This is a genomic window from Deinococcus phoenicis (assembly GCF_000599865.1).
Lineage (GTDB): Bacteria > Deinococcota > Deinococci > Deinococcales > Deinococcaceae > Deinococcus > Deinococcus phoenicis.
Genome location: NZ_JHAC01000026.1, coordinates 33,915 through 51,214 on the forward strand (window position 1 = coordinate 33,915; position 17,300 = coordinate 51,214).

Annotated in this window: 9 protein-coding genes; 5 read left to right on the plus strand and 4 right to left on the minus strand. The window is 67.8% G+C overall.

Going from position 1 to position 17,300, the window contains the following annotated elements; translation table 11 throughout:
• Positions 1-294 precede the first annotated feature (294 nt).
• Together DEIPH_RS08785 and DEIPH_RS08790 are read left to right on the plus strand one after the other, a co-directional pair.
• Positions 295-1,704 (plus strand): replication initiator protein A, encoded by a 1,410-nt coding sequence (locus DEIPH_RS08785; protein ID WP_034356947.1) that lies wholly within the window; start codon positions 295-297, stop codon positions 1,702-1,704.
• 356 nt (positions 1,705-2,060) lie between these two features.
• Positions 2,061-3,713 carry a DEAD/DEAH box helicase gene (locus DEIPH_RS08790; RefSeq protein ID WP_081790852.1) on the plus strand — a complete coding sequence of 551 codons (1,653 nt, stop codon included), beginning with the start codon at positions 2,061-2,063 and terminating at the stop codon, positions 3,711-3,713.
• 233 nt (positions 3,714-3,946) lie between these two features.
• On the opposite strand, the gene DEIPH_RS08795 is transcribed toward DEIPH_RS08790, so the two are convergent.
• Together DEIPH_RS08795 and DEIPH_RS08800 are read right to left on the minus strand one after the other, a co-directional pair.
• On the minus strand, positions 3,947-4,843 hold the full coding sequence (locus tag DEIPH_RS08795) for a ParB/RepB/Spo0J family partition protein (RefSeq protein WP_034356950.1): 897 nt from the start codon (positions 4,841-4,843) through the stop codon (positions 3,947-3,949).
• Positions 4,840-5,610 (minus strand): ParA family protein, encoded by a 771-nt coding sequence (locus DEIPH_RS08800; RefSeq protein WP_034356953.1) that lies wholly within the window; start codon positions 5,608-5,610, stop codon positions 4,840-4,842. The genes DEIPH_RS08795 and DEIPH_RS08800 overlap by 4 nt, the downstream gene beginning before the upstream one ends.
• A gap of 181 nt (positions 5,611-5,791) precedes the next feature.
• Between DEIPH_RS08800 and DEIPH_RS08805 the strand changes: the two genes are divergently transcribed.
• Positions 5,792-6,829: an MBL fold metallo-hydrolase gene (locus DEIPH_RS08805; RefSeq protein ID WP_034356955.1), complete on the plus strand. Its 1,038-nt coding sequence runs from the start codon at positions 5,792-5,794 to the stop codon at positions 6,827-6,829.
• A 96-nt stretch (positions 6,830-6,925) separates the two neighbouring features.
• Here the strand turns inward: DEIPH_RS08805 and DEIPH_RS08810 are convergent, their stop codons facing one another.
• Together DEIPH_RS08810 and DEIPH_RS08815 are read right to left on the minus strand one after the other, a co-directional pair.
• Positions 6,926-8,392, minus strand: coding sequence for a glutamate synthase subunit beta (locus DEIPH_RS08810; RefSeq protein WP_034356958.1), 1,467 nt, complete (start codon positions 8,390-8,392; stop codon positions 6,926-6,928).
• Positions 8,393-8,422: 30 nt separating this feature from the next.
• Entirely contained in the window at positions 8,423-13,141 is a 4,719-nt protein-coding gene (locus DEIPH_RS08815) for a glutamate synthase-related protein (protein ID WP_051517267.1), read from the minus strand.
• A gap of 910 nt (positions 13,142-14,051) precedes the next feature.
• On the opposite strand from DEIPH_RS08815, the gene DEIPH_RS08820 reads away from it, so the two are divergent.
• Both DEIPH_RS08820 and DEIPH_RS08825 read left to right on the plus strand, forming a co-directional pair.
• On the plus strand, positions 14,052-15,494 hold the full coding sequence (locus DEIPH_RS08820; protein ID WP_034356960.1) for a right-handed parallel beta-helix repeat-containing protein: 1,443 nt from the start codon (positions 14,052-14,054) through the stop codon (positions 15,492-15,494).
• 191 nt (positions 15,495-15,685) lie between these two features.
• On the plus strand, positions 15,686-17,290 hold the full coding sequence (locus DEIPH_RS08825; RefSeq protein WP_051517268.1) for a cellulose synthase operon protein YhjQ/BcsQ: 1,605 nt from the start codon (positions 15,686-15,688) through the stop codon (positions 17,288-17,290).
• Positions 17,291-17,300 lie beyond the last annotated feature (10 nt).

Sequence of the window (17,300 nt, forward strand, 5' to 3'; positions counted from 1 at the left end):
ACCTCTGTCCCACAATCGCCTGAGTTGTCCGATACCTCAGATGCCGAATCGCCTGAGATGTCCGATAGTCCTCCCTCAAAACCGCCTGAGTTGTCCGGTAGTGCCCCAGGGGCTGTGGAAAACTCAAAAATTATCGGCTGTGTGCGGGTTTTTCCAATTGACCCGAAAAATGAGGGCTTCGGATCGCCTGAGATGTCCGATAGTCCCCCCTCAAAACCGCCTGAGTTGTCCGATATCGCATTTTGATGGGGCGGCAGCTATCATGTGGCGTTTCTGACAGGAGGAAACCCGACCTTGGCACCGAGGGCGCGTCAGCCGAAAAAACTGCCGACTCCGCCACAGGAGATCCGGCGGATCGATGAGGCGAATGTCGGGCGTCTGGGCCTGATCAGTATTCAGGAACGCATCCCGGACAGCTACACCTCATGGAGTGTGGAGTTTGAGGTGGATGGGCGCCCGGCCCGGCTCAGTTGTGACGCCCTCCCCAAATATGGCGGCGTCCCCCATGGTCTGGACGGTGACATCGCGACCGCCCTGATCGACCTGTATGTCGAGAGTGGCTGTCCGGCAGACGGCGTGCTGCTCACGACGGCCTATCAGATTCTCAAGCGTGCGGGGCTGGACGATTCCGGCCGCTACTATCAGAATCTGCGGCAGACGCTCTACCGGCTCAGGACCTCCACCTACAGCGCCTCGGAAGCGTGGCGGGATCACCGCCGCCGCAGCTGGACGACCGTGACCTTCAACTACATCGAGGCCCTCGAATTCACCAGCCCCGACGATGAGCTGGGCCTCAGCCGCAGCAGCATGCTGAAGATCAGGCTGGCCGAGTCCATCGTGCGCTCGATTCGTGCCCAGTACACCAAGCCGCTGGACCTGGAATTTCTCACCAGCCTGGACCGGCCCCTGACGCGCGCGCTGTACCGCCTGCTGGATGCCCGCCGTTACCCGCCCGAGGATCCGCGGCTGCCTCTGCCGGCCTACACCGTCAATCTGATTACCTGGGCGGAGGCGTGCAAGATCGTCGATCAGCGCAGCAACAAGATCCGTTCCACCCTCAAGGGTGCCCATGAGGAGCTGCTGGAGCGGGGATACCTGTCCGCCGTCGAGTACGAGGGGCGCGGGCAAAAGCAGCAGATCACCTACACCTTCGCCGGTGTGGAAGGGCAGCAGGTGCAGGTGGAGCCGGTGCCCACGACGCCACTGGTCGGGGAACTGCTGGAGTCCCGTGTGTCCCTCGCCGTCGCCCGGCGACTGCTCAGCGAGTATGGGGAAGAGCATGTGGGGACGCGGCTCCAGAAGTTCCGGCGGCTGATCGCGAGCGGCTACAAGGTGCGGAGCCGCTCCGCGCTGCTCGTCGACGTGATCCGCGATCAGGAAGGCAAGTATCCGGACGAACCGCCGCTCCCGGACCTGCCGCCAAAGCCCGCCGTCTCCAGTGAGCCGCCCGGGCAGACCCTCGAACTCCGGCCGGATCCGGCCACGCTCGAAGAGCGGGTGGACGCCGCCCTGAAAACGGTGCAGTTTCTTTTGCGGGACCGCCTCAGCGTGAGCGACTATGCCCGGCTGCGTCTGGGGCTGATCGTCGGGCAGCCCGACGCGGCCGAGCTGGGTCGCCGGGCGCTGCGGGCCAAGATGGAAGGCCAGCTCAGTGAACTGGCGGCAGAGATTCTGGACGCTTTGCCGCCAGTCCTGCCGAACTGAACCGGGCGAAGAGTTCCGGCCCGGCCGACCCTGTCGAGGCCGGAAGGACGACCGGGACGCCCATCTGATAGGCTGGGTGACGATGGGCCGGCAGGTTGTCCGCCCCCTCTGCCCTGCTTCTCTTCACGGGGGGCCGGTCGTCCGGCGGCTGGACGCCCCGTGTTTCAGGAACATCATCTTTGCCCGCCGCTGCTGGGTGCCCCCGGTGCCCAGCCAGGCGGCGACGGCTGCTGGGCGCTTTCCCATGTGGGAAGCCCTTCTTCCGGACACGACGTTCAGATCCACCTTTCAGACACGACTCAGACACAAGAGGTGCCGGTACCGCGGCTTTCCCGCGGCGCACCAGACAGGACCCCATGACCCAGAACAAAAAGCAAGAGCAGCAGTTCCGCACCGATCTCTCCTCCACCGAGCCGGCTTCCAGCTCTCGCCAGCGCCACCGGCGCGGTGGAGGGGGCCGCAGTGAAGGGGACCGGGGCAACCCGGGCAGTCAGGACCGGTCGGGCCTGCAAGCGCCCGCCGCCCCCCTCTCCCCTGCCCCGCCACAGGCTTCTCAGGCGGGCACGGCTTCTCAGGCGGGCGCGGTGCGGGCCGATTGGCAGGCGCTGCTCGGTGGCCGTGTGCCCACACCGGTGCAGGCCGGGGCCATTCCTGTCCTGCTTGAGGGGCGGGACGTGATTACCACGGCGCGCACCGGCAGCGGCAAAACGCTGGCTTTCCTGATTCCTGCCGCCGCACGTGGGATCGGTATGACGGCCGTTCGGGGCCTGCGGCCGGAAGTGCTGGTCGTGACGCCGACGCGGGAACTGGCCGTGCAGATCCGTGACGTGGCCCGCGAACTGGGCATGCCCGCCGGGCGCATCACCGGCGGCATCACCCCGGCCCAGACCCGCAGCGAGGCGAGTGGCAAGGGGCTGATCGCGGGGACGCCCGGCCGCCTCAAGGACCTGATCAACCGGGGGGAGCTGAGCCTGGCCGGACTGCGTTACGTGGTGCTCGACGAAGCCGACGAACTGCTCTCGCTGGGCTTCCTGAGAGATGTGGGCGACATCCTGGGCGCGGCTCAGACGCAGGTCGGGGCCGGACGCGGACAAGGGAAGTTGCAGATCGCGATGGCCTCGGCCACCTTCCCGGCGGCCATTCGCAGTGTGGCTGAACGGTTCATGCACAGGCCCGAGCGCATCGATATCGCTCCGGCCAAACGTGCCGACGAGACGCAGGGCAGCGGGGACGTGCTGGGCGGGGCGACCGGGGCCACCCATCTGCTGGTCCACACGACCCGCGAGGACGTTCTGGAACTGGCCGCCGCCGAGGCCCGCAGCGCTTTGCAGGCGCCGGGTGGCTGCGTGGTGATTTTCAGCCGCACCAAATCGCTGGTGAAACGGCGTGCGGCGCGGCTGGGCGAACTGCTGCCCGCCGAGATCGTCAGCCCCCTGGAAGGCAACATGGACCAGAAGAAGCGTGAGCGCACCATGAGCCTTCTGCGCGAGGGCAAGTCCCGGGTGCTGGTCGCCACCGATATTGCGGGGCGCGGCATCGACCTTCCCGAGGTGCGGCTGGTGATCCACATGGACGTGGCTTCCACCGCTGAGGACCATGTTCACCGCTCGGGGCGCACGGCCCGCGCTGGAAGGCCCGGCACGAATCTGGTGCTGCTGATCCCCGAGCAACGTGGCCTGTGGCAGACGGTGCGCCGCGGTCTGCCCGCCGCCTTGCAGCCGCCACTCAGCCGCGAGGAAGGCCAGATCGACCGCGAGATTCAGGAAAAGCAGGGCGGGAACAGTGGACAGCGCCAGGGCCGCAGTGGTCCCCGCCAGGGAAGTGCAGCCCCAGCTCAGGGAAGTGGCCGTTCCGAGGGCGGCAGCTCTCCACAGCACAGCCCCCGCAAGGATGGCAGCCGGGGAAGTAAGAGCCGTTCCGGTGCTGCCTCTTCCGCGTCCCAGAGTGCGGGTGTGGGCGGTGGCCGGGTGGGGCCGCAACCGGCCCGCAGGCGGGGTGGACGCCGCTGAGACCGGTCAGCCTGAGGGGGAGAAGTGAGAGGAAAGGGGAGAGCCTGCCTTGTTCTTTCCGGAAAGAACAGCAGCTGCCTGCCTTTCACTCCTGAAACCGGGGCGATGACGGTTCCTGCGGTTTCTGCCCGGCAAGGCCTCCAGCAGGGGAAAGCAGATTGACGAGACCAATGGATGAGGGGCGCGGCCCGGCAAAGCTTTGCCGGGCCGCGCCTTCTTCTGCTCTGCCCCGTTCAGTCTTCGGCTTGCAGCCAGGTGGGCATCCGCTTCAGCCACCTGTCCAGGTCCGTTCTCTGCTGATCGGTCAGCCCGTTGAACCAGCGGACACTGCCGAACGTGCGTCCCAGGTGATCCAGCTGCTTTTTGCTGGTGCCCGCCCGTTTCCTGACGGGCGTGAGAGAGGTCAGGAAGGCGCGCAGCTCCTGCCGGGTCGCCCCCGCCAGCGCACGTTCCAGCAGGGCGGGCCGGTGGTCCTCGGGCGCGGAGGCGATCACGGCGGCGGCGCTGTAGGTCAGGCCGCGCTCGCGCATGGCCGTCAGTACTTCTGCGGGCCACTGCAAGACCCGGAGTTTGTTCTTGGCGAAGCTCTGCCAGGTTTCACGCCCCAGGAGCGAGAACACCTGCGCGAACACGGCCACGTCTGCCTCTGCCTCGTGGCGCAGATTGGCGATCAGCCGTTGCCGGGCCTCCTGGGGGGCCACGTTCAGCCGCAGGGCCAGCAGCCGGAGCGCCCCCTCAATCTCGTCCAGCGGATTCAGATTCTCGCGTTGGAGGTTCTCGACCAGGCCCACTTCCAGCATCTGCTGGTCGTCAAGCTGGCGCACCAGTGCGGGAACTTCCTGTAACCCGGCCGCGAGGGCCGCACGGTAACGCCGCTCGCCCGCCGCGATCTCATACCCGCCGCCCGGGGCCGGGCGAACCAGCAGAGGCTGAAGCACGCCCTGTTCCCGGATGCTTTGCGTCAAGGCCTCCAGTTCCGCCTCGCCAAACTGCCGCCGGGGTTGTCCGGCATATGGGCGTAATTCGCTGAGCGGGAGGGCGCGGCCGTGCTCGGTGGTCTGCGTCAATCCCTGGGCGTCACCCAGCAGGCCCGCCAGGTTGCCCCGGCGCTCGGGCCGCCGCCGGGTCATCCGTTTCCTCCCGCCGGACGCAGGCCCGCCGCCTGTGCCACGTCGGCGGCGAGACGCTGGACATCGCGGTGGACCGGCGAGCCGGGGGCGTACACACCGACCGGTTGCCCGGCGGTGGTGCTGTCCAGCCACACGGCCTCGCGCTGCGGCACCGGGGCCGCCAGGGGTGAGAGGTGCGCCTGCAACTCCGTCAGCACCTCCCGGTCATGCAGCCGGCGGGCGTCGTACAGCGTGGGCACGTAAAGCGCCACGGTGAGGCCCGGCCGCACATCCCGGTACTCGGCAAACGCCTCGCCCAGGCCAGGCAGTGCGTCCAGGCCTTTCTGGCGGGTAGGAACAGGCACGACCATCCGGTCAGCGGCCATAGCCCCCAGGATGGAAAGCTGTCCCAGGCTGGGCGGGCTGTCGATCAGGACCACGTCGTACTGCTCCTGCACGTCCTCCAACGCCCGTCGCAGCCGGGTGTGCGCCCCGACCCGGCCCATCATCTGCCCCTCGGCGAGGGCGAGGCTCACATGCGAGGGCACCAGGCTCAGGCCGTGGACCCGCAGCGGTGTGGGAAGGGCCTGCCCCTCCACGGCGACCCCATACACGGTCTGCTCGCGCGTGGTGCCCGTCACCCCCAGCCAGCCGGTCAGATTGGCCTGGGGATCGAGGTCGATCAGCAGGGTGCGCAGGCCCTGGCGGGCGAGTTCATACCCCACGTCCCGGGTGATGCTCGTCTTCCCGGCCCCGCCCGCGTGGTTAAACACCGTCAGTACGATCATCACTCCGTACGATAGCGCCTGAGTGCGGGTTGCGGCAGCCCAATGGTCCTGTTCTTTCCGGAAAGAACACAGGTCTCTGGAGGCCCGCTGTCCCCTGGCGTCGGGCTTTTGTGGCTGCTGTCCCGGTGTCAGGTGCGTCCCCCTCTGCTCCAGATCCGGTGGCAGCCCGTACAGTTGAGACATGACCGCTGCCCTTTCTCCCCCCCGCTTGGCCCGGCATGTCACGTGCAGCGGCGCGCGGGTCTATACGCTGACTCTGGACGCCTTTCCCCACCTCAGCGTGAACGTGTTCCTGGTGGTGATCGGGGAGCGGGACGTGCCCAGCTACACGGCCCTGATTGACACGGGCAGCAGCCAGAGCGGGAGTACGGAGGGCCTGATGGCGGGCCTCGCCGCCGTGCGGGAACAGTGGGGCGAGCGGTGGAGCTGGGACACGCTGTCACGCATCGTCATCACCCACGCCCACCTCGACCATGTGGCCGGACTGCCCTTCGTGCGGGCCTTGACGAATGCACCGGTGGCGGCGCACCGGGTGGCCGCGCCGACCATCCAGAACCCGCAGGCCGCCCGTGAGGCAGCGGTCCTCGGTGTAGAGGAAGAACTGCGCTGGGCGGGCATCGGGGGTGACGAGTATGCTGCCCGGATGCGCAAGCGGGCGGGCCATCTGATGCTCCCCGTGGGCGTCGCGGTAGAGACGGTCCTGCAAGGCGGAGAGCGGCTCGACGGGCACTTCGGGGTCATCCATACCCCCGGTCATGCGGGGGGACAGGTCTGCCTGCAACTGGACGATGTCCTGCTCAGCGCCGATCACCTGCTGCCCCACAACTCTCCGCCGCTCCGGGCGGAGCGGGCGCAGCCGTGGGGTGGGCTGGCTCACTACCTGGCGTCGCTAGACCGGATCGCCGCCCTGGACGGGGTCACGTTGGCGCTCGGAAGTCACGGGGGGCCGATGACCGACTGGCGGGGCCGTCTCCGGCAACTGCGGGAACGGAACGCGCACAAGCTCCAGGCCGTTCTCGACGCCAGCGATAGGCCCCTGACCGTGCGGGAGCTGACCCTGAAGCTGTATCCCCGGCTGAACCCCGTCCAGGCCCTCCTGCTGCTCGACCAGACGGGCGCACTGGTGGAGGAACTGGTGCGCCGGGGCCAGCTGGAGGAAGGGAAAGGGGAGAGGGACACCGAGGGCATGTGGCCGTCTGTCTTCCGGCGCATCCCCTGAAGCCTTCCCCGAACGTGGTGCTTGGAGGGAGGAGCCTCCTTGCAGCAGAGCACCCGGCCCAGGCGTGGACCTGAAGCCGGGTGGGTCCGGGGGCGTTCAGCGGGGCAGGTCGCTGACACCCATCAGGAACTCGTCCACCGCGCGGGCCGCCTGCCGCCCCTCGCGGATGGCCCAGACCACCAGCGACTGGCCCCGGCGCATGTCGCCCGCCGCGAACACGCCCCCCACATTGGTCGCGTAGCCGCCCGCTGCCTCCGCCGTGGCGTGGGCATTGCCCCGCGCGTCCCGGGAGACACCGAAGGCGTCGAGAATCCCCGCGACCGGACTCACGAAGCCCATCGCCAGCAGCACCAGGTCGGCGGGAAGGTCCTCCTCGGTGCCGGGGATCTCGGTCATCTTGCCGCCTTCCCAGGCCAGACGCACCGTCCGGATGCCCGTCACCTGACCGGCCTCACCGAGGAACGCCTTGGTGCCGATGGCGAACTCGCGCTCGCCGCCTTCCTCGTGGCTGGAACTGGTGCGGAGTTTGTGCGGCCAGTATGGCCAGGTGAGCGGCTTGTGTTCCTGCTCGGGGGGCATGGGGAGCAGCTCGAACTGGGTGACGTGCGCGGCCCCGTGACGGTGGGACGTGCCCACACAGTCCGAGCCGGTGTCGCCGCCCCCGATCACCACGACGTGCTTACCCCCGGCGTGCAGTTGTCCTTCCAGCTCGTCGCCCGCGTTGACCCGGTTTTGCTGCGGCAGGAACTCCATCGCGAAGTGGACCCCGCGCAGATCGCGGCCCGGCACCGGCAGGTCGCGCGGCTGCTCGGCCCCGCCCGCCAGCAGCACCGCGTCGAACTTCTGCTGGAGTTCGCCCGGCGACACAGTTTCGCGGGCCAGGTTGGCCACCTTCGAGTCTTCCGGCAACGACCCGACCAGCACGCCGGTGCGGAAGGTGACGCCCTCGGCCTCCAGCTGGGCCACCCGGCGGTCGATCAGCGCCTTGTCCAGCTTGAAGTCGGGAATCCCGTAGCGCAGCAGGCCGCCTGGCCGGTCGTTCTTCTCGAACACGGTGACCTCGTGGCCCGCGCGCGCCAGTTGCTGTGCCGCTGCCAGCCCCGCCGGCCCCGAGCCGACGACCGCGACCCGCTTGCCGGTCCGGAAGGGCGGCGGCTGGGGAGCCACCCAACCCTCACTCCAGGCCCGGTCGATGATCGCGCGCTCGATGGACTTGATGCCCACCGGTTCGTCGATCAGGTTCAGGGTGCAGGCCGCCTCACAGGGGGCGGGACAGACGCGCCCGGTGAACTCGGGAAAGTTGTTGGTGGCGTGCAGCAGCTCGGCGGCGTTTCGCCAGTCGTCCTGATAGACCAGGTCGTTCCAGTCGGGAATCAGATTGCTGACCGGGCAGGCCCCATTGCAAAACGGAATGCCGCAGTCCATGCAGCGCGCACCCTGCACGCGGGCCTGCTCGACGTTCAGTTCGAGGACGAATTCCTTGTAGTGCTTCAGGCGCGCGTCGATCGGCTCATAGGTCTCTTTCACGCGCCGGTGCTCCAGAAAGCCGGTGACTTTTCCCATTGATTTCTCCCAGTCTCAGCGAACTCGGTTTCAGCGGACGGCGACAGGCGCGGTGCGGGTCTCGTCGGGTTCGGGGTGGCCGGCCCCGGCATTCAGTTCGCCCAGGGCGCGCTCGTACTCGCGCGGGAAGACCTTGACGAAGCGGGGCAGCGCCGCGTCCCACCCATCGAGCAGCTCGCGGGCGCGCAGCGAGCCGGTCCAGCGGTGGTGGTCCTCGATCAGCGTGCGCAGTTGCGCCTCGTCCGTCTGGCCCCGGTGCCAGAACTTGCGGGGGGTGGAGGCTTCCTGCTCGGCCTGCGGCACCACCCGGTCGAGCGAGATCATCGCGGGGTTGCAGCGTTGGGCGAAGGCCCCGTCCTCGTCGTACACGTAGGCGATGCCGCCCGACATGCCCGCCGCGAAGTTGCGCCCGGTGCGGCCCAGGACGACCACCGTCCCGCCCGTCATGTATTCGCAGCCGTGGTCGCCGGTGCCCTCGACGACCGCCGTCGCGCCCGAGAGGCGCACCGCGAAGCGCTCGCCCGCCACACCGCGCAGGAACGCCTCACCCGAGGTCGCCCCGTACAGCACGGTGTTGCCCACGATGATGTTGCGGGCCGCGTCTCCCCGGAAGTCGATGCTGGGCCGCACCACGACCCGCCCGCCGGACAGCCCCTTGCCGGTGTAGTCGTTCGCGTCCCCGATCAGGTACAGCGTGATCCCGGGGGCCAGGAACGCGCCGAAGCTCTGGCCGCCGTTGCCCTCCATCTGAATGAAGATGGTGTCGTCGGGCAGGCCGTCGGGCGAGCGGCGGATCACCTCACCCGAGAGCATGGCGCCGACGGTGCGGTTCACGTTGCGTGCCGCCTCCAGCAACTTGACCTTCTCGCCGCGTTCCAGGGCGGGCGCACACTTCTCGATCAGTTGCCTGTCGAGGGCGCCGTGCAGCCCGTGGTCCTGCTCCCCGAAGTGCCGCCGCGCGAGGTCGGACGCTTCGGCCCGGTGGAACACGCGGCTGAAATCCAGGCCCCGCGCCTTCCAGTGTTCGGTGCCCTTGCGCGTATCCAGCAGGTCCGAGCGCCCGACCAGATCGTCGAAGCGGCGGATGCCGAGGCTCGCCATAATCTCGCGCACTTCCTCGGCCACGAAGAAGAAATAGTTGATGACGTGTTCGGGTTTGCCCGCGAACTTCTGGCGCAGTTGCGGGTCCTGCGTCGCCACACCCACCGGGCAGGTGTTGAGGTGGCACTTGCGCATCATGATGCAGCCTTCCGCGACCAGGGGCGCGGTGGCGAAGCCGAACTCGTCCGCGCCCAGCAGTCCCCCGATCACCACGTCGCGCCCGGTCTTCATCTGGCCGTCGGCCTGCACCCGGATGCGGTCCCGCAGGCGGTTGAGCACCAGCGTCTGCTGCGTTTCGGCCAGGCCCAGTTCCCAGGGTGATCCGGCGTGCTTGATCGACGACCAGGGCGAAGCGCCGGTGCCGCCGTCGTGCCCCGCGATCACCACGTGGTCGGCCTTGGCCTTCGCCACGCCCGCCGCGATGGTGCCCACGCCGACCTCCGAGACCAGCTTAACCGAGATATCCGCCTGCGGGTTCACGTTCTTGAGGTCGTGGATCAGTTGCGCGAGGTCCTCGATGGAGTAGATGTCGTGGTGCGGGGGAGGGGAGATGAGGCCCACGCCCGGCACCGAGTGGCGCAGCATCCCGATGTAGTCGGTGACCTTGCCGCCGGGAAGCTGGCCGCCTTCGCCGGGCTTGGCCCCCTGCGCCATCTTGATCTGAATCTGGTCGGCGGACACCAGGTATTCGGTGGTGACCCCGAAGCGGCCCGACGCGACCTGCTTGATCTTGGAGCGCAGGGAGTCGCCGGCCTGAAGCGCGTAGTCTGCCGGGGCCTCGATGCGGCCTGCACCCAGCAGGTCGCTGAGGCGTGTCCCAGCCTCAATGCCCTCACCGCGCAGCTCGGCCCGGTAGCGCGCCGGGTCCTCGCCGCCCTCGCCGGTGTTGGATTTGCCGCCGATGCGGTTCATCGCAACGGCCAGGGTGGTGTGGGCCTCCGTGCTGATCGACCCCAGCGACATCGCGCCGGTGGCGAAGCGTTTGACGATCTCGGAGGCCGGTTCGACCTCTTCGAGCGGAACGGCCTGCCTGGGGTCGGTCTTCAGTTCGAAGAGGCCGCGCAGCGTCATGTGGCGGCGCGACTGGTCGTTGATGATCCGGGCGTACTCGCGGTACGTCTCCGGGCGGCCCGAGCGCGCGGCGTGCTGGAGCTTGGCGACCGCGTCGGGCGTCCACATGTGTTCCTCGCCCTGTGCCCGCCAGGCGTACTCGCCACCCACGTCGAGCTTGTGCGCGAGCTGAGGATCGGCCCCGAAGGCCGCACGGTGCAGGCGCAGCGCCTCTTCCGCCACCTCGAACACCCCGATGCCGCCCACCTGGGTCGAGGTGCCCCGGAAGAACTTCTGCACCAGCGCCTCGCTCAGGCCGATGGCCTCGAAAATCTGGGCGCCGCAGTAGGACATATACGTGCTGATGCCCATCTTCGACATGATCTTGGACAGGCCCTTGCCCACGCCCTTGACGTAGTTGGCGACGGCCTTTTCAGGCCTGTCCGGATGCAGCGCCGCCAGTGTCTCCAGCGCGAGGTACGGGTGAACCGCTTCCGCACCGTAACCGGCCAGCACCGCGAAATGATGCACCTCACGCGCCGACCCCGTCTCGACTACCAGGCCCGCCGTCGTCCGCAGCCCCTGATGGACGAGGTGCTGGTGGACGGCAGACAGCGCCAGCGGCGCGGGAATGGCGACGTGCTCGCGGTCCATCTCCCGGTCGGTGAGAATCAGGATGTTGTGCCCGCTGCGGACCGCGTCCACCGCCTGGGCCTGGAGCGAGGCGAGCGTGGCCTCCACGCCCTCGTGGCCCCAGGAGGCCGGATAGCAGATGTCCAGCTCGTAGGGCCGGAACTTGTCCCCGGTCTGTCCCCCGATGCCGCGCAGCCGCGCCATGTCCGCGAAGTCGAGGACCGGCTGCGCCACCTCCAGCCGCATGGGCGGGTTGACCGCGTTGATGTCGAGCAGGTTGGGCCTGGGGCCGATAAAGGACACCAGCGACATCACGACCTGTTCGCGGATCGGGTCGATGGGCGGGTTGGTGACCTGGGCGAACAGTTGCCGGAAGTAGCTGTAAAGGAGCTTGTTCTTTCCGGAAAGAACAGCCAGCGGCGAGTCGTTGCCCATCGACCCGATGCCTTCTTCCCCGGCGGCGGCCAGCGGGTTCAGCAGGAACTTCAGGTCTTCCTGGGTGTAGCCGAATGCCTGCTGGCGGTCGAGCAGCGATTCACGGAAGGCGGGCACTTCCCCATCTGCCGCGAGTTGGTCCAGCCGCACACGCACGTTCTCGATCCACTGCCGGTAGGGCTTGGCCGAAGCGTACCGCGCCCGCAGTTCCTCGTCGTCCACGATGCGGCCTTCGTCGAGGTCGAGCAGGAACATCCTTCCGGGCTGAAGCCGCCACTTCTTCACGATCTTGTGTTCGGGAATCGGCAGCACGCCCGACTCGGAAGCCAGCACCACCAGATCGTCGTTGGTGACGATGTAGCGGGCGGGGCGCAGGCCGTTGCGGTCGAGGGTCGCGCCGATCTGCCGGCCATCGGTGAAGACCATCGCGGCCGGACCGTCCCAGGGCTCCATCATCGCCGCGTGGTACTCGTAAAAGGCGCGGCGTTGCGGGTCCATCTGCTCGTTGCCCTCCCACGCTTCGGGGATCAGCATCATCGCGGCGTGGGCGAGGGGATAGCCCGCCATCGTCAGCAGTTCCAGGGCGTTGTCGAAGGTCGCGGTGTCGGATTGCCCCCGCAGGCTGATGGGGTAGAGCTTCTGGAGGTCGTCCCCCAGCACCGGCGACTTCATCACGCCCTCGCGGGCACGCATCCAGTTGAAGTTGCCCTTGACGGTGTTGATCTCGCCGTTGTGTGCCACCATCCGGTAGGGGTGCGCGAGGTACCACTCGGGGAACGTATTCGTGGAGAACCGCTGGTGAACCAGAGCCAGGGCCGACACCACCGAGGGGTCCGCCAGGTCGAGGTAATACTCACCGACCTGGGTCGCCAACAGCAGGCCCTTATAGATCACAGTGCGGCACGACATGCTGGGCACGTAGTACTCGCGCCCGTGCGTGAGTTTGAGGCGCAGGATCGCCAGCGAGGCCCGCTTGCGGATCACATACAGTTTGCGTTCCAGCGCGTCGGGCACCAGGATGTCCGGCCCGTGCCCGATAAACACCTGACGGATCACCGGTTCCTTGGCGCGGACCGCCGGGGACATGGGCATCTCGCGGCTGACCGGGACGTCGCGCCAGCCCAGCAGGACCTGCCCCTCGGCCCGGATCGCCCGTTCCAGTTCCTGCTCGCACGCTAGGCGCGAGGCATGTTCCTTGGGCAGGAAGATCATGCCGACGCCGTAGTCGCCGGGCGGCGGCAGCGTGACGCCCTGTTTCGCCATCTCGGCCCGGTAGAACTCGTCGGGAATCTGAATCAGGATGCCTGCGCCGTCGCCCATCAGCACGTCGGCCCCCACGGCCCCCCGGTGGTCGAGGTTCTCCAGAATCCTCAGGCCCTGCATAACGATGCTGTGGTCTCTGCGGCCCCGCAGGTGGGCGATAAAGCCGACCCCGCAGGCGTCATGCTCGTGTTCGCGCCGGTACAGGCCCTGCTGGCTGAGCGCCTCTATTTCCTGCGGCGTTGGCTGGTGTGTGTGGGTCTGGTCCATCAGGCACTCCTCTCCCGCTTGCGCAAGGCGCGGTAGGTTTAGAGACTACACACGTTGCATAATTGCCCAGGCCAGTTGTCCAGTTGTGGTAGGCGCAACATTATTTCGTGGGCCGTGATCTGGACCGGAGGGGACGGGTGGCTGGGACCGAAGCTCGGCCCCCACGGATCTATTCACCAAAACGTATTTTATTGCTTCACCCTGCCGAGCTTTCCGGAGCGGTCTATCAGGAGAAAGGACCCGCTCACGGCACGGCAGCCCCCGCCTGCTGGATGGCACCTCGGCAGGGCATCCGGGAAGCGTCAGCAAGGACACGCGCTGAAGGGCTGTCAGAGGGTTTGGACCTGTCCCTTCCCAGCGTCCTGGGCACCGTCGCATCCCGTCATCCCAGGGTCTGATGTGGACGCGGCCCCGCCGCGCTCCTTACGTGCAGTCCTGGCCCGGACCCGTGCCGTTTCGCTAGAGGGCACTCTTCACGCCATGAGGTCCTGCCGCCTGTCCTCCAGGGCACAGCAGGTGCTGACCAGGGCTGGCCCACGTTTCTGCACCGGCTCCCGGTGAGAAATGGGGCGGGTGAGGAGTGGCTGAGGCCCGCTTGAAGGTTTAGGCTAAGCCTCCGCAAACAGACGCTTGATTCCTCACAAAATCAGAAGATGGAAGCGAAAAACTTCTAAAAACAAGGCGGCCTTCGTTACGTTGTGGGCTTTCTAACATCTTTCTTCACATTATTTTAACTATCCTTCCTGTAAGGTTCATCCGGTTGGTCGTCATTGAATCGGAAGACAACTCTTACATGTGTTGTCGGTTCTGATGACAGCTGTGAAATTTACCTCATTGGAAGAGGCGACATGGATGTCGCTGACCGCGCTGTATTGCACCGGTCAGGCGTCCCTTGCCTCAAGGAGAACTCATGCACCGTCCTACCCGTGACCTTACCCTGATCAAGTGTGCCTTTGGCGTGTTGGGCCTGACCGCGCTGCTTGCTGCTTGCGGCCAGGTGCCCGCATCTTCTGATCTGCCGCCTACCACGCAGACGCAGGCCGGTACGCCAACCAGCGGTGAGCCGACCGAGACCGCAGCTCAGCCCGTCGCGGACAGCGGCACTCCGGCCACCGGCGACAGCTCCCCGGCAGATGACCTCGCCGCTCGGGGCACCCGCGCCTCTGCGGCGGCCATTGACGTGGCCTGCGACTCGGTCAGTGACGATCTCTCTGCCATCCGCAGCAAGCTCGCCGCCAAGAGCGTCGTGACCCTGAGCGGTACCTGCCGGATCGGTTCGAGCATCAATCTGGCGGCGGGCAAGACCCTGGCGGGAGGTCGCCTCGTGGCCACCACACCGCTCCAGGTCGTCGTGAACGCGACCGGCGCGGGCGCGACCATCCGCGACCTGATCATCGATGGTGCCCGCTCCAAGAACGGCATCCTGAACAACGGGTACCCCATCACCGTCTCGAACGTCGAGACGATGAATCTCACCGATTTCGGGATCTGGATCATGCGTGGCACGGGCAGCCGCATCAGCGGGTTCAAGGCCCATGACATCAACGGCCTTGTCGGCGCGAGCGCGGTGCTGGTGCGCCTCGCCCCCAAGACGGTGGTCGAGAACGTCACCGCGTGGAACATTATGCCGCCGGACCCCAACAATCCCAACACGCAGCCGCCGGACGGCAACGGCGTCTTTATCGGCGCGGGCAGCGACGGCACGACCGTCACGAACGTGACCGGCAACAACATCGGCCGCCGCCTGGTCAAAATCCAGAGCAACTACATCACGGTGCGTGGGGTGTACGCGACCGGCGTCGGGCACAGCGCGGTCCAGATTCAGCTCCCGGTCGCGGCGGGTGGCCCCATTCGCGGTTGCCGTCTGTACGACATCAACCACACCGCTACCAGGAACGGGCAGTACGGCGTGATGTTCGAGGATGCCGTGGACGACTGCGTGGTGGACGGCTTCAACTTCACGGGCATGACCGACACCGGCATCGAGATCCGGGGCGGCATCACCAACACCACCTTCAAGAATGGAACGGTCAAGAACGCGGCCCGCTGGTGCGTCCGCGTGGAGAACTCCAGCGCCTCCGGCACCCGCAACATCACCTTCGACAACGTGACCTTCGATCACTGCTACAACAACCTGGGTCCGGCCTTCGCGATCCGCAACAACAGCACCTATGGCGCGGTGGACAACGTCACCCTGAACGGCTCGCGCTTCCTGAACAGCAGCATCGCGCTGGAAGCGTACGGCTCGGGCCACGTGTTCACCAACAACAGCTTCGGCAACGCCCAGGTCAAGATCATTCCGGGGACCCGCTACACGGCCTACAGCAACACCGGTGTGAACGGCTCCCTGTAACCTGCATTCTGTAACCCTGAAACCTGCGGCGCGGCTGCCGCGTCCGTGTTCTCGCCTGAGTGCCGAGGTGGCCCTGTTGATCGGGGCCACCTCGCGCCTGTCTGGCCGCTGTGCCTGGCGGCCGCGTCTGAAGGTCGGGCGGGGAATTTGCTAAGCTGACCTGGTTCCCAACCCGCTCCCCGAGGTGGTTTTTGCAGCCAGCGAAGCCCCACAACCCGGAGGCCTATACCTTTCAGCGCTTCCTGGGCGTGCTGCTGCAATACGCCCCCTTCGTTCTCGGGAGTGGCGTTTTTTTTGCGCTGCTGGCCTACGGCGGCTCTGCCCGTCAACCGCCCGTCTACGAGGCGACGAGCAGCGTGCTGGCCGTGCAGGTCGAGAGCGGCGATCCCCTGCTGACGACCGCGCCGGCCCTGCCCGAGGGCGCGGTCGAGCAGGCGATGCACAGCGAGCGGATGGTGGAAGGCATTCTCGTCCACCTGCGGCAGTCTGCTTTGCCGCCGCCGCTGGTGCAGCGGATCGGGGGTGATCTGCGGCGCGAACTGACCACCCGGCAGTTTGCGCGGCTTCAGGTTCGGCCGAGGCTCAACACCCTGCAAAACGGCGTGTATGAGATCGCCGCGCACGCCGAAACGCCTGCGGCGGCCCAGGTGCTGGCCAACGCGAGCGTGTCCGCCCTGCTGGACTGGGACACGGCCCGGGCGGTGACTGGTGTCGTGCGCTCGCGTGACAGCCTGAGAAAACAAGTCGCGGCCCTGGACCGGCGCATCGCCGCCGCCCCGGACACCACCGAGTTGCAAACGCTGTCGTATGCCCGGCAGGGGGCCGCCGAGCGTCTGGTCCTGCTCGAGCAACTCGGGCAGGCGGCCAACGGCACCCTCTCGCGGCTGGCCCGGGCCGTGGCGCCCGCTGCGCCAGTGTCCCCGTTGCCCCTGCGCAATGCCCTGCTGGCCTTTCTCACCGCCACCTTCCTCGGCGCGGTGGCCGCGCTGGTCTGGGACGCGCTGCATCCCCGGGCGCGCCGGCCGGATGATCTGGGCGACCTGGGGGCGCCGGTCCTCGGCTGGCTTCCCCGGCTTCCTCGGGGCGGCTCCGGGGCGGGGCTGAAGGGCGTTCGCGGAGAGGCGGTGCGGCGGGCCGCCGGATTTTTGAGGGTCAATGTGGCCGTGCGGCTGCGGCCCGGGGTCAGGCGGCTCGTGTTGACCGGTCTGCGGTCCGGACAGGGCACGAGCCGGGTCACGGCGCTGCTCGCCCAAGGTCTGGCCGATGCCGGGCAGCGGGTCCTGATCGTCGACGCGGCCTGTTCGCCGGGCCAGGCCCTCATGTGGCCCGCCGCAGGTACGCGCAGCGAGGCCCTCCCCGCTCCCGAGCTTTCGGAAGGCGTGCAGGGCCGAACGGTGGCGCAGGGCATCGACCTCCTCAGCCTGGGAGGGGTGCAGGGCGGCCCGGCCCGTCTCGTCGCGGCCCCGCCCTTCGCGGCGCTGCTCACCCGCTGGTCGAGCGCCTACGACGTCGTGCTGATCGACGCCCCTCCCCTCACCGAATCTGCCGCCGCCCTGACCCTGGCTGGCCCGGCCGGCCGGCTGGTGCTGGTGGTGGAGGCGACCAGATTCGGGCGGCTGGACCTGGAGCGTGCGCTCGGCCTCGCCCACGTGGGCGGCGCGACCGTGCTGGGCATCGTGCTGAACAGGGTTCCCTGGCGGTGGCTGGGGGCGCCGCTGCCGGGCAGCGACCCGCAGGACAGCCCACCCCCGACCCCGCCGCGTCCTTCCGAGCCGGCCGGCTCCGGGGTCGCCTGATAGGAACTCC

Excerpts from the sequence above, each read along its gene's own strand:
- DEIPH_RS08790 (WP_081790852.1), top strand. The coding sequence starts at position 2,061 with ATGACCCAGAACAAAAAGCAAGAGCAGCAGTTCCGCACCGATCTCTCC.
- DEIPH_RS08795 (WP_034356950.1), bottom strand. The coding sequence starts at position 4,843 with ATGACCCGGCGGCGGCCCGAGCGCCGGGGCAACCTGGCGGGCCTGCTG.
- DEIPH_RS08800 (WP_034356953.1), bottom strand. The coding sequence starts at position 5,610 with ATGATCGTACTGACGGTGTTTAACCACGCGGGCGGGGCCGGGAAGACG.
- DEIPH_RS08805 (WP_034356955.1), top strand. The coding sequence starts at position 5,792 with ATGACCGCTGCCCTTTCTCCCCCCCGCTTGGCCCGGCATGTCACGTGC.
- DEIPH_RS08810 (WP_034356958.1), bottom strand. The coding sequence starts at position 8,392 with ATGGGAAAAGTCACCGGCTTTCTGGAGCACCGGCGCGTGAAAGAGACC.
- DEIPH_RS08815 (WP_051517267.1), bottom strand. The coding sequence starts at position 13,141 with ATGGACCAGACCCACACACACCAGCCAACGCCGCAGGAAATAGAGGCG.
- DEIPH_RS08820 (WP_034356960.1), top strand. The coding sequence starts at position 14,052 with ATGCACCGTCCTACCCGTGACCTTACCCTGATCAAGTGTGCCTTTGGC.